This is a genomic window from Erwinia sp. ErVv1, assembly GCF_900068895.1.
Taxonomy (GTDB): Bacteria; Pseudomonadota; Gammaproteobacteria; order Enterobacterales; family Enterobacteriaceae; genus Erwinia.
The window spans coordinates 181,115-197,840 of the sequence record NZ_CDPK01000007.1 but is presented as its reverse complement, the minus strand read 5'-3'; the positions used below and the strand labels follow the sequence as shown (position 1 = coordinate 197,840).

General features: G+C 52.4%; 14 protein-coding genes. 13 read left to right on the top strand and 1 reads right to left on the bottom strand.

Annotated elements, in window-relative coordinates:
- The first annotated feature begins 2 nt into the window (after positions 1–2).
- The 12 genes from A1830_RS12460 to A1830_RS12405 are packed head-to-tail and all read left to right on the top strand — an operon-like array spanning position 3 to position 13,857.
- Positions 3–1,253 (top strand): aminomethyltransferase family protein, encoded by a 1,251-nt coding sequence (locus A1830_RS12460; RefSeq protein ID WP_067706202.1) that lies wholly within the window; start codon positions 3–5, stop codon positions 1,251–1,253.
- Complete coding sequence (locus A1830_RS12455; RefSeq protein WP_067706200.1) at positions 1,253–3,814, top strand: beta-ketoacyl-[acyl-carrier-protein] synthase family protein; 2,562 nt, start codon at positions 1,253–1,255, stop codon at positions 3,812–3,814. The genes A1830_RS12460 and A1830_RS12455 overlap by 1 nt, the downstream gene beginning before the upstream one ends.
- Complete coding sequence (locus A1830_RS12450; protein WP_067706198.1) at positions 3,811–5,058, top strand: beta-ketoacyl synthase N-terminal-like domain-containing protein; 1,248 nt, start codon at positions 3,811–3,813, stop codon at positions 5,056–5,058. Before A1830_RS12455 ends, A1830_RS12450 begins: the two co-directional genes overlap by 4 nt.
- The gene (locus A1830_RS12445) at positions 5,055–6,128 is read left to right on the top strand and encodes a hypothetical protein (protein ID WP_067706196.1); all 1,074 of its coding nucleotides are present in this window, start codon (positions 5,055–5,057) and stop codon (positions 6,126–6,128) included. The genes A1830_RS12450 and A1830_RS12445 overlap by 4 nt, the downstream gene beginning before the upstream one ends.
- Positions 6,125–6,841: an ABC transporter ATP-binding protein gene (locus A1830_RS12440; RefSeq protein ID WP_067706194.1), complete on the top strand. Its 717-nt coding sequence runs from the start codon at positions 6,125–6,127 to the stop codon at positions 6,839–6,841. Before A1830_RS12445 ends, A1830_RS12440 begins: the two co-directional genes overlap by 4 nt.
- Positions 6,831–7,526 carry a hypothetical protein gene (locus A1830_RS12435; RefSeq protein ID WP_156484996.1) on the top strand — a complete coding sequence of 232 codons (696 nt, stop codon included), beginning with the start codon at positions 6,831–6,833 and terminating at the stop codon, positions 7,524–7,526. Before A1830_RS12440 ends, A1830_RS12435 begins: the two co-directional genes overlap by 11 nt.
- The gene (locus tag A1830_RS12430; RefSeq protein WP_067706191.1) at positions 7,523–8,848 is read left to right on the top strand and encodes an ABC transporter permease; all 1,326 of its coding nucleotides are present in this window, start codon (positions 7,523–7,525) and stop codon (positions 8,846–8,848) included. Before A1830_RS12435 ends, A1830_RS12430 begins: the two co-directional genes overlap by 4 nt.
- A 33-nt stretch (positions 8,849–8,881) precedes the next feature.
- On the top strand, positions 8,882–9,643 hold the full coding sequence (locus tag A1830_RS12425; RefSeq protein WP_067706189.1) for an SDR family oxidoreductase: 762 nt from the start codon (positions 8,882–8,884) through the stop codon (positions 9,641–9,643).
- Between the two features lie 9 nt (positions 9,644–9,652).
- Entirely contained in the window at positions 9,653–10,483 is an 831-nt protein-coding gene (locus A1830_RS12420) for an outer membrane lipoprotein-sorting protein (protein ID WP_231877621.1), read from the top strand.
- On the top strand, positions 10,480–11,877 hold the full coding sequence (locus A1830_RS22990) for a hypothetical protein (RefSeq protein ID WP_067706187.1): 1,398 nt from the start codon (positions 10,480–10,482) through the stop codon (positions 11,875–11,877). The genes A1830_RS12420 and A1830_RS22990 overlap by 4 nt, the downstream gene beginning before the upstream one ends.
- On the top strand, positions 11,852–12,805 hold the full coding sequence (locus tag A1830_RS12410; RefSeq protein WP_197473331.1) for an ACP S-malonyltransferase: 954 nt from the start codon (positions 11,852–11,854) through the stop codon (positions 12,803–12,805). The genes A1830_RS22990 and A1830_RS12410 overlap by 26 nt, the downstream gene beginning before the upstream one ends.
- Before the next feature lie 2 nt (positions 12,806–12,807).
- On the top strand, positions 12,808–13,857 hold the full coding sequence (locus tag A1830_RS12405; RefSeq protein WP_067706185.1) for a hypothetical protein: 1,050 nt from the start codon (positions 12,808–12,810) through the stop codon (positions 13,855–13,857).
- A 67-nt stretch (positions 13,858–13,924) separates the two neighbouring features.
- Here A1830_RS12405 and A1830_RS12400 read toward each other — a convergent pair whose 3' ends face one another.
- Complete coding sequence (locus A1830_RS12400) at positions 13,925–14,155, bottom strand: hypothetical protein (protein WP_067706183.1); 231 nt, start codon at positions 14,153–14,155, stop codon at positions 13,925–13,927.
- A 324-nt stretch (positions 14,156–14,479) separates the two neighbouring features.
- Between A1830_RS12400 and A1830_RS12395 the strand changes: the two genes are divergently transcribed.
- A complete protein-coding gene (locus tag A1830_RS12395; protein ID WP_067706181.1) occupies positions 14,480–16,699 on the top strand; it encodes a filamentous hemagglutinin N-terminal domain-containing protein in 2,220 nt (739 codons plus the stop codon).
- The last annotated feature ends 27 nt before the right edge of the window (positions 16,700–16,726 follow it).

Sequence of the window (16,726 nt, the reverse complement as noted above, 5' to 3'; positions counted from 1 at the left end):
AAATGAGTAATCTTTTATTTGAACTACACCAGCATAATGACGTCGTTATGACGGAACGCAACGGGATTAAAATACCGGCTCGCTATCACACACCGGAAAAAGAGCATCGTGCCGTTCGCCAAAATATTCTACTCTGTGACTATTCCCATTTCGGTAAGGCAAAAATCAGCGGAGAGAGTGCCTGGGAGCTCCTTAATGTTCTGGTAAGCGGCGACGTTTCCTCTATTCGTGATGAGCAGGCAATGTATACGCTAATGCTGGATGACCAGGGCCAGATTATTACCGACCTGTATATCCTCTGCGACGAAGAGTCTTATCTGCTTTTTTCAGAGTGGATGACCAGTGAGGCGCTGTGTGAAAGGATCACCGCGCTGATGGCCGAGCGCGTCGGCGAATTCGACGACATTGAACAGATTATACCGCTGAATGACCAGGGGCTACTGCATATCGAAGGTCCCTACAGCTGGGAGCTGCTGGTTGAACTTTACGGTATGGACATCGCGGGCCTGCCCTTTCAGGAGCATATGCATGTTTGTGATGAGCTGATCCTGCTGAGAGCCGGTAAGCACGGTGAGTTTTCTTATAAACTTTTTGGTGACTATGCCTCGCTGGCCGATGCCTGGCAGCAGCTGGTTGAAGCGGGTGAAAAATTCGATCTCTGCCTGGGCGGCCTGGACTATCAGCAGCAGGTGCGGCTCGAAAACCCGTGCTTTATCCCCACCCCACTGCTGTCCCTTAGCCGCTGCCCGATAGAGCTACAGCTACAGTGGATGGTGCGCTATGACAAAGATGAATTCATCGGTATGGAAGCCCTCAAAGGGCGGCTCGACGCCGGGCCGCATCGCCGCGCGATCGGGATGAGCGTTGATGGTCAACCATCCGTGACGCTCGCCTTTGGCGATGAGGTCTTCCTTGATGAAGAGGTGGTCGGCGTGGTCATTGAATGCGGCTACTCTGCTGATATTGATAAAACCATCGGCCGCCTGTTTATCGACAGCGAATTCGCCTGGGCCGATCTTTCTCATCTTACGGCCCGCAGCAGCAGCGGCGATGAGATCGCGCTGCGCACGGCTGCCGTTCCTTTCGCCCGCAACTATAGCTTCCTTATTAACCCCGCCGAACACAGCTATATCGACAAACGCCGTCCTCGCGATCTCCTGCAGCAGTTTGAGTGGCAGAAAGAGCGTGAAGAACAGGAAAAAGCGGCTACGCCTGCCGCCCCGGCGGAAATGAGTATTCAGGGAATGAAATAATGCTAACACAGCGCAAGCGGGTCGTGATCACCGGTATGGGGCAGCTTTCATCTATCGCCAGCAACGTGCCGGCGTTCAAACAGGCACTGTTGAATAAGACCTGTGGCATTCGGCCCAGCGAGAAATATCATCGCTGGTTCAACGATGCCAATGCTTCAGAGGTACTGCAACCGATCGAACTGCCCGGCCTGAGCCCAGAGCAAATTGCCTCGCTGGATAACGCGGCTCTGTGGGCTTACAAAGTGGGCCTTGAAGCGCTGGAGGCGGCACGTTTGCAGGAGGCAGAACAGCGTGCGAAGACCGCGCTGATTATCGGCGTCTCCTCCGCCGGGACGGAAGCCTTTATCCCACTTTTTGAAAACCAGCCCGATGATTTCTCACTGAAAAAGGCGATTGTTTGTGGCTGTTTTTCATCCTGTAGCGCGATTGTATCCTCCCTGCTGGGCCTAAAGGGCGGCTTTGAACTACTGGCGACAGCCTGTACGGCCAGTACCAACGCGATGGGCATTGCGTTTGACCTGATCCAGAATAATAAAAACAGTACCGCGCTGGTGATTGGTACCGAGCCTATCTATTTGCCCACCTTCGCCGGTTTTTATGCGCTTCAGGCCATGAAAACCACGCCCACCAGCCCCTTTTCAGGTACGCCAGGCATGTCGATAGGGGAAGGGGCCGGTGCGCTGCTGCTGGAAGAGTACGAGCATGCCCTGGCCCGCGGCGCCACCATCTATGGCGAAATGGTGTCGTATGCCACGTCCGGGGACGCCTATCACGATACGGCTCCCGATCCGCGAGCGGAGGGTGCCGTTCAGGTGATGAACGATGCGCTGGCAAACGGCCAGCTGGCGCCGGAGGACATTGACTATATCAATGCCCACGGAACCGGCACCGAAGCCAACGATCGCTGTGAAACGCTGGCGATGAAAAAAGTGTTCCCACAGATTGCCTCTCTGCCGGTCAGTTCAACGAAATCCTATATTGGGCACAATATCGGTGCCGCTGGCATCATTGAGATGATCGCCTGCTTCCTTACGCTGCCAGATGAGCTGATTTTGCCGACGCTGAACTTCGGCATACCGCGTATCAACTGCGATCTCAACTACGTGCCAAACGACTTTCAGCAGGGCCACGTTGGCCTGTTTATGAAAAACAATTACGCCTTTGGCGGTAACAACTGCTGCGTTATCGCCACGCCTCACGTGGGAAGCGCACCAGAGACAGCATACAGGCCGCGTCGGGTGGCGATCACCGGGCGAGGGATGGTGACGTCACAGGGACACGACGTCCGATCCGTGCTGGATCGTATCTGGCAGGAAACCTCACCGCAAAACCTCACTGAGTTAACGCTGGACGATGAAACGCAGCAGCTGTTTGAAGCCATGATCGCCAATCTTCGGGGACAGAGTGAGGTTGAGGCCTTTCTTTTTGAGCGCTACGGCGATGGTGACGCATGGCGCAAAAAGCTCAAGGGAAAAACCTGGCAGCATCAGGTGACGGAGATGGAACCGCGCAAGTACCTGCGTCGCTTTGATGCCCGCAAAGCCGATGATGTCAGCACCTTTGCCTTGCTGGCGCTGACCCAGTCGATGAAGGAAGCGGGCCGAAAAATCAGACGTGACGGCCATCGGCTTGGCTTAATTTTAGGCATGTCTCGGGGGCCTCAAAGGCGGGTCGAGCGCTATCTCAACAGCCTCTATCCTGATCCGAACAACGTGCGCACCTCTGAATTCCCAGGTTCGCTGATGAATGCCATCTCAACCTTTTGCTCAATTTCGGAAGGGATAAAAGGCTATAACACGACGCTTGCCACCGGGATCAACGCCGGCCTGGGCGCCCTGACCTATGGCTATGAACTGGTTCGCCAGGGTTTGCAGCCGGAAACCATCGTCGGCGGTGCCGATGAGTTAATGAATCCTTTTTCCGTTTATCTTCAGTCTCTGCATCGCAACCTGCTAATTACCGATACGCCGCAGGCGTATCAAATTTATAGCGACCGCTTTAACGGTTTTTTGACCGGCGAAGGATCGGGGATGCTGTTTCTGGAAGATCTGGAGCGGGCGGCGGAACGGGGTGCACCCGTACTCGCAGAAATCATCGGCTATGGCAAAGCCAACGATACCGGCTATTTCAGCGTTGAAAATACCGCGGGCAACGCCGAGGCCATGGCTACGGCCATCCGTCAGGCGCTGGAAGAGGCTCAGTTGAGCATTGATGACGTTTCCCTGATTTGTGGCTCAAGCATCGGCACCACCAGCAGCGATCGCGCAGAAGTTGATGCCGTGCGCCAGGTCTTTGCCGATCGGGCCGCCACGATCCCTTTTGTGAACTACAACGCCTGGTTCGGTGCGGTTGAGTCCTGTATGGGAATTCTGAATCTGATTGTGGTGACGGAAATTATGCAGCGCGGAGAGATCCCACCGCTGCCCTATACGCAATCCTTCTGCGTGGATGATATTGACTTCGTTACTGAACGCCGTCAGCAGCAGGTGGATACTGCCTTAATTCTGGGTTCAACCGAAGGGGGCAATCATTATGCGATCGTGCTGAGGAAATGCTCATGACGACCTCCCAGCCGGTAGCCGTGATCGGTAGTGGTACCTATAGTGGCTTTGCCAGCGACGTCCCCTCGCTGATAGCAGCCCTGGCTGCGGGTCGCTACACCCCTTCGCGTCCCTGGTTTAGCTCCGCGCGAGCGCAGACGGCGATGAAGATGGCGATCAATCCCCGTCACTCGCCGTTTCCGGCGCAGAAGCATCACTGCGCCCTGACCTTTCGTCAGGTGCGGCAGGTGCTGAAAAACGTCATCGATCAGGCACTACGGGAGGCTGGACAGACGAAAGCGCTGCTGGCGGGGGAGCGCGTGCGGGTTTATCTCGTCGGCAACGGCCTGCGTACCGACATTTCTGAGGTAGTAGCCTACCAGGATCGCAACGATCCGGAAGATCTGCTCTATTACCCTGCGATCAAAAAGCTGCATGCAGGCTCCTATGCTCAGGACAGGCTAAGTGAAGCGCTGGCAGATGATTATCAACTTACCCGCCCCCCTGCCACCCTTTACAGCGCCAGCGCCTCCTCGATGTCTGCGGTGCACCTTGCCCGCGCCGCTGTGTGCAGCGATCTGGCAGACGTGGCCCTGGTGGTGGGATGGGTCGATATTCTCACCCAGGATATGCTTTTTCTTGCAGCACAAAATATGCTCGGTGAGAGTGCGGCAAGCCCCTTTAATGGCCATGCCAGCAGCGTCCTGATGTCTAACGGCGCCGCTGCCCTGCTAATGTGTAGCGAAAACATCGCTCGCCGCGCCGGGCTTGAACCTGAATGCTATCTGGACAGCAGCGTCAGCTATCAGCACAGCGGTATGCGTGATAACGCCGCGATAAGCGATTTTCGCACCATCGTCCACTCTATAGAGCAGGCGATGGCACAGGCCGGTATCAATGCCGCAGACGTCGGCTGCCTGTTCCCCCACGGCAACGGCATCCCCATCAGCGACAATACCGAAACCATGGCTATCCGGAAAATCTGGGGCGAGGAAGGCGTACCCGTTGTCAGCTATAAGGCACAAATCGGCTATCTTTCAACCTGTAGTGCGCTGGTGGATTTGATTGTGGCCTGTGATGCGCTTAAGCAGCGGCGCCTGCTGCCTTTTCATACTCAGCTACCGTCAACCGCGCCGCCCCGACTCCGGTTACATACCAATAAGGACGCCTGTCAGCTTCCTGGCCGCCATATCGTTAAAACCGCCATGGGGATGGAGGGCTCAATCGTCAGCGCCGTACTCTCAGGTCAGGACAGAACGGTATGATTGCCACATCAGCCATGCCGATGAGTCTGGTATCAATGCAGATGCAGGAACCCACCAGCCAGCCCGTGCTTTTCAGGCCCGGCTGGCACAATGTCTGGGAAGCCTCGCTCTGTAAAAAAGCCAGCAGGCACCTTCGTACCCACAACTGGATGTTCCAGCGTTTCGGCGGTGATGCACCGCTTACGCCACGTAAAACGCATCTGCGCGATGCGCTGCACGCCTTCAACGATACCTGCCATCTGGCGCTGAACACCCCCGAGGCGCAGCGGCATCTGCGACGGCGCAATGCGCAAAACGCGATGATCTTTTTTGATACCTGGGGTGAAAGCAGTCTGTTTGAGGCGATTGATAACTGGCGGGACTCACTCTTCTGCGATATTTTGCCGAAAAAAATCGCCTGGACGTACAAGATCCAGGCTTTCAGCAGCAAATTACGCGGCGAACGTAACGGCTTTCTGCTGGCGCTGGAGATGGCACAGGACTGTCTGCATAGCGGCGTGGCGGACAACGTGGTGATCTGCGGTCAGCACCGACATTACCCGGTAATGACCCTGTCAGAAACCCTCGGCTGGCCAGCGGGGAAAGCCCGTCATCATTGCGGAGGCAATACCCTGTTCGCGGTGGAACGCAATGTCTGCCTGCTGGTAAGCCGAATGACGGACAGTCTGCCGACGCTTTCAGTCAGCCCGCGACGGATCCTGCCGCAACGGGCCAGCGCCGCCGTGGCCCAGCTGACCGCATGCTGGCAGGCGGCGGACTGCACACAAATCTACAGTACTGCACCGCCCACGCCTGCACTGCTAAGCATAAACCAGCGTGCTGGCGCGCCTTTTTCCTCACATCTTCCCCTTTATGCGCACTACGGAGACAGCGGATGTCTGAATCCAGCACTCGGCCTTCACCTCTGGCATAACGATGGCGCGCCCGCTGGGCCAGGCCTGATAAGTAGCCTGCACGCAGGTCACAGCCTGTGGCTGGTGCGCTGTCAGCCTGCGCCAGCATCCTGTGGGGAGAGCGATATCGGGCAGTTTGGTCATGAAGAGAGACGTAACAGGGAGAAAACGTTATGAGTGTTGCTCACCCCATCCAGGCTCTGCCGCTGGCAATATTGCAAAACGCCAGTAAAAGCTACGGCAGTGCGGCTAATCCAATTCACGCCCTGCAGGCTATCACTACCGAGATCCATGACGGTGAGTTCATCGCGCTCTGTGGCCCCTCAGGCAGCGGTAAAAGCACCCTGCTCAATCTGGTCGCAGGCATTGATGAGCCAACAAAGGGAAAGGTGTTTTTGCTGGGGCAGGACCTTGCCCTGCTGAATGACAGACAGATGGCTGCCCTGCGGGCCGACGCCATAGGCTTTGTCTTTCAGTTTTTTAATCTGCTGCCGGTACTCAGCGTTTTCGACAACGTCTATTACCCGCTAATGCTCAATGGGTTCCGGCGAAGTGAAGCCCGCGAATATGTGATGCATATCATTGAAAAGGTCGGCCTTATCGATCACTACCGTCGTCCGCCAGGCGAATTGTCCGGCGGTCAGCAACAGCGCGTTGCGATTGCCCGCGCACTGGTAAAAAAACCGCGTCTGGTGGTGGCCGACGAACCGACGGGCAATCTGGATACGCATACGGGTGAAGAGATTATCGATCTGCTCCTGACGATGAATCATGAACTGAAAACGACCTTCATTATTTCTACCCACTCGCCCCTGCTGCGCGACCGGGCCAGCCGCGTGGTGCAAATTGAGGATGGCAGAATTAAGGATGATTTCGTTAATGCTAACTAACCCCCCCCTGATGCGACGCGGTCTGCTGATCGTGCTGTTGCTGGCCCTGACGGGCACCGTCTGTGCTGCGCAAGAGGATCTGGACACCCGGCTGGCGCCACTTGCCGAGAAAAATGTCACGGCCAGGGCGCTGCTGCTGATGAAGGATAAGCGGGACACCGGCCAGCTTAACCGCGCCGTCTCCCTGTTACAGCAGCATCTCATCGCCTCGCCTGAGGACCGCACGGCGAAAATGTTCTGTGGCTATGGACAGCTCTTTCTCGCGGGTGATTATATGTTGAAAAAGAACTATATGCGGGCTGCTGAACTGTCGAAACAGGGCTATTACGCCATCGACGAAGCCGCAGAGCAGGAGCCGGAGAACGCACTGCTGTTTTACCTGCGGGCGCGTATGAATGCGTTTGTTCCCGCTGAGAGTGGTCGGTGTGTGGTAGCCAATAAGGATTTAAACGCCCTGCAAAACCCGCCCCTGCCCACCTCGCTAACCCCAATGCTTACGCTCATGCGGGCACGCGCGGCGATGAACTGTAATCAGCCTGAAAAAGCAGCGCAGGCATGGAATGCGCTACGCGCCATGGGTGCCGCAGGAGAACCGCTCTACCGCATTCAGTCCGGTGCGCCTCCCGACTGGACGTCCGGGGAGATACTCGATGTGCTGGTGCCGCTTCTGGAGGCGCAGCCATGAGCAATATTCTTTTTTGGGTTGCCAATATTCTGATTGTCTGGTCACTCTGTATAGTATTCATCACGCTGGTGCGGAAGCCGACGGATATTCGCTACACTTTTTTAAACTTATTCCGCCATCGTCGCCGTTCCGCCGTTACGCTAATAGCAATCACCTTAGGGGGGGTAGCCGTATTTATCTTCGGTGGTTTTGTTGATTACTCTTTTTACGCTCTTCGCGAACAGACTATTCGTACCAACCTGGGCCATATACAGATTTACCAGCAGGGCTACATGGCTAACGGCAATAGCCGGTCGCTTCAGTTCACCATCAAGGATTATGCTCCTGTTAAGGCGACATTACTGGCAGATCCCTTTATTGCTGAGCAGACGAAAACTATCACGGGCCAGCTTGAATTCTCAGGCATTATTTCTCAGTACGATAAAGGCGTCTCGACTTTCTTTGCTGGCGTAGGCATTGAACCGCAAACGTCCCTGCTGCTTGGCGCGCTGGACAGTATTATTTCCGGTAGCGATCTCTCGGCGGTTAAACCGCTCAATATCACGCTGGGCAGCGGCGTTTCCAGCATGCTTTCGGCGGGATACGACGACTGGACCGATCTCCTGGTCGTCAATCCTGAAGGGGGCCAGAATGCAATGTCGGCTCAGGTTCGCGGCGTCTTCCGCTCAGGCATTAAGGATTATGACGACACGGCGGTGAAAATTCCCCTTGTGACCGCGCAGCACCTGCTGCAAACGCAGGACGTCAGTAAGATAATTTTGCTCCTGCAGGATACCAGTCAGACTCAGGCCGTTCTGCAACGGGTAAGGGTGCTCATTAAAGAAAATAATCTGCCGCTGGAGGCTCACTCATGGGATGAGCTGGCCATTTTCTATCATCAGGTCGTTAATCTGTTTGAAGGGATATTCCTGTTTATTAAAACTATCGTCAGCATCATCGTGGTATTTATGATCGGTAATACCCTGATGATGAACGTCATTGAACGTACGCGAGAAATAGCCACCCTGCGCGCGCTGGGTTTGAGTAAGGCCTATATCGGCCGTCTGTTTATTCTAGAGGGGATTATTATCGGCATTATCGGTGCCATTCTCAGCGTAGGGTTAGGCCTGATCGTTGCCATGATTATCAATATTAACGGCGTACCGATGCCGCCCTCCCCGGGATATACCAGAGGGTATCTGGCTTTTGTTATGTGGGATCGGGATATGCATCTGTTCTGGTTCTCCTGTGCCCTGCCACTGGTCACTGCGTTAATTGCCTCAATTATTCCTTCGCAACGAGCAGCCAATCTGGTTATCGCCGAAGCATTTCGTTTTGTCTGAATCAGGGTTATCAGTTTGTAATGGAGTAGAGATATGTCTAAAAAAGGAAAAACGGTATTTATTACCGGTGCTGGCCGCGGGGTCGGTATGGCGATAGCACAGTGTTTAGCCACGCAGGGTTACGACCTGATTTTGAACTATCGAAAGGACCAGGGAAAAAGCGCAGCGGGATTGCAGCAATTCCTGACTTCTTCTGCCGCAAGTCGCGTATCGGTCAGGCTGGCCAGGGCCGATATCAGTGAGCCTCGTGAAATCACGGACATGATTAAGCGGCTAAAACAGGATGGCGTAGAGCATATCGACCATCTCATCCTCAATGCGGCCAGCGCGCCGTTCAAGCCCTTCAGCGAAATGACCCGCAGCGACTGGAAGCTACTGCTGAACAGCAACATCATTGGTAACAACAGCTGCGTCAACGACATTACCCCAATGATGCCCGCCGGCGGCTCAATATGTGTGATATCCAGCATGGGCAGCCGTCGCGTATTGCCGAACTACCCGCTGGGCATTATCAAATCCGCTCTTGAGTCTCTGGTGGGGTATCTCGAGGTGGAACTCCATAGCAGAGATATCCGCGTCAACGGTTTGTGCGCGGGCATGGTGAACACCGACATGGCGCCCTATCTGCAAAAACTCTGGCCGGATCTGTACGCACGCTATCAGGCCTCTCCGCGTCGCTGGCTGATAGAACCGCAGGAGATTGCCAATATTGTCGCTTTTCTGATCTCTGACCAGTCTGCGGCTATCCGTGGAACGACGCTGGTCGCCGACCTCGGCGTATCGCTGACGGCCTGAGGAGCAGACATGTTCAGATTCATAATTTTGCTGGTCATGATGCACGTCAGTGCCTGCGCATTGGCGCAGACGCCGCCTCAGGTTCTTTCGCTGGATCGCGATCAGCTCTCTCAGCTGACCCAGGAAGACGGCAAAGCCCGGGAGATTATTCGTCGTGCAGACCGGGTACGCGCCCCCGGGCAGCCATTCCGCTATACCCTGACGCTAACCGAACACAAAAACGGTCGCGACCTGTTGGAAAAACGGCAGGTACTGGATATTTCAATGCGCTTTTACAAGCCCGATGAGCAGCGGGAAAGGGGCGAGGCGCGCGCGCTGGTACGCTTCGTTGCCCCAACAAGGGATAAAGGCAAGGTCCTGCTCTCCGATCTCGACAAAATGTGGTACTACGCGCCGGAGCTACGTCGACCTATCCCCATCTCCCGTCAGCAGCGCCTGCTGGGCCAGGTTTCCAATGGAGATGTGGTGGCAGCTGATTTCGACTACTCCTATATTTCAACGCTGCTCGGGACCGAAGCGTGCGGTGACAGCCAGTGCTATAAGCTGTCGCTAACCCGCCGCTGGGCGTCGGTTCCCTACCCTGCCATTCTCTACTGGGTTGAAGTCGGCAGCTGGCATCCGCAGCGCATTGATTTCCTCTCAACCGAAGGGCGGCTGATCAAGCGCTCGCGCTACCGTGATTATCAGCAGGTTCAGGGGATAATGCGTCCGGCAACGATCGTTATTGAAGACGCGTTACGCAAAGATAACTGGACCACCATGGCCTACAGCGAAATGGTTATGGAATCGTTGCCGGAGAGCTATTTCCAGAAAGATTATTTGATCAGAGGTAGCCAATGAAACGCCTCTGCTTTCTGATTACCGCCCTTGTTATCCTGCCGCTGAGCACTGAGGCAGACACGGGCTGCAAATTTCCCCGAGGCTTTGCCGGGGGCGAAGGCGTGTTGCTCCATACCGGCAGCACGCAGTGGAACAGTTTAGACAGTGCCTTCCGTCAAAATCAGATGGCCAACGTTTATGGGTCAGTCTCCCTGAACTGCTGGATGGGACAGACCATAACGTTCAAAAGTGAAATCAACGGTGAATACCTCCTGCACCGCCATCAGCCGGGTTCACTCCAGGACAGTCGCCGCGAGGGTAAAATATTTTTTAACCAGGCCACGCTAAGCTGGGCCGCGCGGGACAATCTCTTTATTGATACCGGGAAAATTCGTCGGCGCTATGGCTATCTTTATACGGTTTCGCCGCTGGATTTACTGCGTAATCCTCATGGGGCGTTTCGTAGCGTTCATGTCAATGCTGCGGGCGATAGCTGGCCCGCTTTTTACGACGAGGGTTCCTGGGGATTTTCTGCCAGCGCTTTTACGCCTACCGGCAGCTGGGACGTGGTAGCGCTACCAGGGTTGACTCATGAAAATAACACCCTGAAAACGACGGGCCGCGATGCCTCACTGGAGCGAACCAACTCGCAGGCGCGCTACCTGCTTAGCTATTCGACGACCGGCCTGAACGACACCACGACGACGATATCCCTGCTTGCCGGGACGCAAAAGCGCCTTGCAGCAGGCGGTAACTATCTTCTGAACGATAACTGGGCCTTCAATCTCGAAGCCGGGCTGATAAAAGGCCAGAGCTGGCGTCATCTTACTCCCCAGGCCAGCAAAGGGCTGTACAGCTGGGATACCAATGCTTCATCAGCTCCCTTCGTCCGCAGTTCTCAAGGCATAAACGGTGAAATCAGCGCCGGCGTTCGCTACTCCAGCAGCCAGCAGATTGAATCTGGCCTGGAATACTACGGTCAGAGCCAGGGCTATTCCCGCAGCGCCTGGCAGCAGTTATCCCGTGATGTAGCCTATGCCACCGACGGTTTTAATCATCCGGCAAACTGGATCACCTCGCTCCCCCTGGTACGCGACGCCTTTCGTTACTATTCCCATATTATGGCGGCTGAAATCGACAGGACAGGACGGCTGGGGGCGCTACAGGGCAAGCACTACCTGACGCTCTTCAGCAGCCGCAACCGCAGTGAAACGGGAGTGATGAACTGGCGTACCTCCGTAACAGTAAACCTCAATGATTTTAGCAGCCTGGCCAGCGTTCAGCTCAGCAGCCCGGTCAGAGAAAATCTTGAGATGTACGCCGGTGCAAATTATGCCCTGGGCAATGCAGCCGGCGAATTCAGCTTATTTGGTGAGAAGGATGTTCACTATGCAGGAATACGATACTACTGGTAATGACGGTCACGGCTGGATGGTGCTGTTTGCTGGCCAGGGCACCGCGCAGGTAGGTATGGGGGCAAATATCCTCGATCGCTCCTCAGCCACCAAAGCGGTGTACGAATGTGCCAGCGACATCTCCGGCCTTGATGTGCGTAAACTCTGCCTCAAAGGCCCCATGGCCCGGCTGACGCAAACGTATTATCAGCAAATTGCCGTGACGACACTAAACGTTGCCTCCGTTGTGGCGATCCGCGAGCAGCATACGCTTAATGCGACGGCATGTGCGGGTCACAGCGCAGGAGAATATTCAGCCCTGTGGCTGGCCGGAGTTTTTACGCTTGAGGCGCTGTTTAAGGCGATTGTCACCCGCGCGTCGATAATGCAACGACTCGCAAAAATCACACCGGGGGCCATGTATAATGTGCAAGGGGTGAGCAGGGCTGAACTTGAACAGCTGATCAGGGATCAAAACCTCACGGACAGGCTCAGCATCGCCTGTGATAATGCCCCGAACCGGCAGGTTATTTCCGGTGAAGCCTCAGCGTTAAAAAACCTTGTGCACCAGCTCTCAGCGGGTGGAAATATTCCAGCAAAATTAGGCGTGAATGGCGCATGGCACTCTCCGCTGATGGCTGAAGGCCTTGCGGAGATGCACGATTTTTTCTCGCCGCTAGCCCTGCAACCGCCTGAAATTCCGGTTTATATGAATCGAAGCGCCCGGGCGGAAACCTCCACGGCGAATATCGTTGATAACCTTGTCAGACATCTCGTTGAACCTGTCCGCTGGCGGGAAAGCATGCTGAACTGTCAGCAGCAGGGTCAGCGGAGTTTTCTCGAGATTAGTCCCAAAATATATTTACTCTCATTTATTGAAGAAAATAAAACGCCCTTAAGAAAAATGCACTGTTGCACATTATTGTCCCAGACAAAAGAGCGGTGCTAATTATGATCCCCTCTTATTATGAATTTACCCGACGCCATCTCCTGTTTTTTCTGATTGGATGCTTTATTACCACCTTAATATTAACCACCTCACTGGCACGAAATGCCCCTGATGCTGGTCTAACAGACATGTTTTTTGGCCTGTCTGCCATTGGCGGATCCTTTGCCTGGATGATGGCCAGCGAGGGACGTGCTTACTGGATCTATACGCTTTGTACCCTGCGTACGCACGAAGACGTTGAAACGCTAAAGTCATTATTTGATCAGCCAGAAATAAAAACCGAATACTACCTGACCAAGCCCTGGTGCAGCCTGCTGGCAACGCTTGCCGTTGTGGCAGCAATGTGTCTTATTGGCATATTACTGTCGCCTGCTGTTATTAATGACTGGCTGGCATTTTGTGGAATAATCGTTTTACCTTTTTGGCTGTACCTCTGCCACAGCTATGCATTACGAAATAATATTCGCCAGTCGCTGTATCATCTCAGCAGGCTTAAACCTTACCCCGTAACAAAGCATGGGATAAGCCGTTATCTTTTTGAAGATACTGTCGTAATGTTAGCGGTAAACCTTGCACTGGTATTACCTATTGCCAGGAAACCTGCCTTTGCACTCGATAATGGCAGCCAGACGCCAGCGTATATTATCGCAATGATAATTTTGATGGAAATCGTTCTGGTTTTAATGCTTATGCTGGGAAAGAAGAGTAAACGCTATCTTTTCTGCGGGGAATTAATGCTTGAAGAGCTGGAAGCGCCAACCTGTAAGTCTCCTTTTATAACTAAAGGTAACAGGTTCAGCCGGGCGGTTTTCTGGTGTTTATTGGTTTGTATCTGGACAATTTTCGTCTGTCTTATTTCGTCATTCGCAGCCGTTTTTTCTTTTACCCTGATCTATCTTTTTGCTCTCACGTTACCTCTGGGAATATTTCTGCTAGAACGTTTCCATACCCTGGAAAATGATTATCACCAGGCAGTAAGTATTATCAATGAATACAAAAAGATAGCACCCTACACTCATGAGAGCTGGGATAATCCAGGCCAGGTTAAGTGAAATAAAAAAACCACGTCAGAAGACGTGGTTTGAAAGGGGTAACCTGTTAACCTGCCGCATCCGGTCGTTATGCCCAAAAGGTCAGAAGACCTACCACTTTAAAGAAGCTGCTGGTCATAAAGGTCAGCGTCTGTGCGCTAAGCTTCACAACGCTGCTAATCGTATTAGGTATAATATTTAGAGCTGAATGGACGGGGCCATCTATAAAACCGCTTACCATACCGGAACCGATATTAATAATATCACCCACACACCCACCGCTAACATACTGGATTTCACTATCCATTAACTCGCGCATTCTTACTCCTTGTTGTCTGCTAAAACCACAGTAGGGTAAAACCACCCTACCTCTGAATAAAGTTTATAGCATTTAATAAATAAGACCAGTAGATATTATTCCAAAAATTACCTCGCAACAGTAGAGTTACATCCGTGCGAGTTATGCTCACCTCTATTTATTGCTCACAAGACTATATTCAAACACTAAATAATATTTTTACTATATTAACTCAGGATTTAACTGTCATTATATTGATTCACTCATCCGTATTTGACTTATCCGTTGTGATCAGGCTGAACTGAAAAGCATAACCAGAAAATATTTACTACCAAAGGAATGATTATGTTTAAAGTAAAAAAAAGCAAGAGCCTTTTTTTAAATAACAGCGCACTGTTATTCGTCTTCTTTACACCCTTTTATATGCCACATAGCTACGCGGTCGTTATTTCCCATCCCAGCCAGGCCAATCAACCGCACATCACAACCACGCAGAACGGCCAACAATTCATTGATATAAATGCGCCTTCCTCCGCTGGACTGTCCCATAATATTTACAATGATTTTAACGTCGATAAACAGGGCGTCGTTCTCAACAATGGGTTACAAGCCAGTCAGAGTCAGCTGGCGGGCTTAATTGCGGCAAATGGAAACCTGTCTGGCAAAGCAGCAACGATCATTCTCAATGAGGTACACTCTGTTAAGAAAAGTGAACTTAAAGGCATGATCGAAGTGGCCGGAGAGCGGGCACAAGTGATTATCGCTAATCCGGCGGGTATCACCTGCAGTGGCTGTGGATTTATCAATACTGAAAGAGCAACGCTCACTACCGGTACACCACAGGTTAATAATGGCGCGCTAAGTCATTTTGCCGTGAATGGCGGAAAAGTACTCATCAATGGCAACGGCCTTAAGAATGATAGCGCTTCTTATACCGATATTATCGCCAATATGGTCAATGTCAGTGCCAGCCTTAAAGCCAAAAAACTGCGAGTCATAACCGGAAAAAATAGCGTTGACAATAATACGCTGACCGTCACTAAAACGGGCCAGGATAATGGCTGGTTAAGTTCAAAAGTAGCTGTAGATATCACTTCGCTGGGCGGGATTCAGGCGGAAAGTATTATGATAATGGCGACGGAAGAGGGTTTTGGCGTTAAAAATGCGGGTTCTATTGCCACCACGCTCAACGATTTAACGCTGACGGCCGGGGGATATCTGACCAACACCGGTATTATCTCTACCGCCGGTGGTCTCTCAATTGATACCAATGGCAGCCTGGACAATCGCGGCATACTCAAAAGTGGTGCCACGCTGACGATCGCAACCCAGGGTAAAGCGGTCGAAAACAAAGGCGAAATTTCTTCAAAAGGGCAGATGACGGTTAACAGCGGGCGGCTGGAGAATCGGGCATCTATCGAAAGTTCAGGTGATATCTCCTTTAATACCGGAAAAGAAACTTTCTCAAATGGTGTCAACATCTTCCCTGCTAAAATTAGCAGTAAAGGGAAAATCACCATTGCTGCCGGTAACCTTGATAATATCAATAATGCGCTTATCTCTTCTGAAAAGGGGTTAAAAATAACCACTGATAAAATAAACAATCAGAGAGGAAGAATCCTTACTGATGCAGACATGCAGGTTGAAGCAAAGAGCCTGTATAATTTTATGGGCGGCCTGTTCGCGAAAAATAATATGTCGCTTAATTTTGATGAGATGACACTCAACTCCGGCGGTATAACCGTCGGAAATGACCTGTTTCTGCATGCCCGTAAGGTAGACAGCAGAATGGGTGCAGTTCAGGTAGGCGGTAAGGCAACTATAGTAGCTACCCACTCCTATATAAACAGCTCAGGTGTAATATCAGTAGGCGCCCTGGATATGACGACCGATAAACTGGCAAACTATGCGGGTCTTATTGCTTCCAGTGGCGATGTAACCATCGCTGCAAAAGAAATTGATAACCGCTATATGTCGCTGTATAGCCCTACTTTAGGTATATGGATAGATAACATAGGTGTTAACGGTGGGATTGTTAGTGAAGGATCGCTCAAGCTGACTACGCAAACGCTGAATAATCAGCAAGGCCGACTCCTCAGCAAAGGCGGAATCTTCTTAAACACGCAGCATATAGATAATACTCAGGGCGCCGTCTTTGCCCAGAAAGATATTGTTATGAACGTACATAACCTGAATAATGAAAGAGGTAGCATAAAGTCTGACAGTACAATATTTACTACTGCTGATAAAATTACCGGTACGGCGGGCTCATTTCAGGCCTTTGACGATCTGGAGCTGACCGTCAACAACTCCTTTTCTAACTACCATACATTGACTGCGGGCAATAATATGTCATTGGACATTAATGGCGCATTTAATAACTGGAAGAAAATTACAGCGGGTCAAAACCTTAACATCTATGCCGATCAGATGGGGAACTATCTGAGTTCAATTTACGCGGGTCGTGATATCAATCTCAATATTGAAGGTATTGACATCAATCTGGGCTGGATTAGCGCGGGGAATAAAAAATATAAGAACGGCTACGAAATGGGTTACTTCTAACCCTATTATACACTCATACGCCCCCAG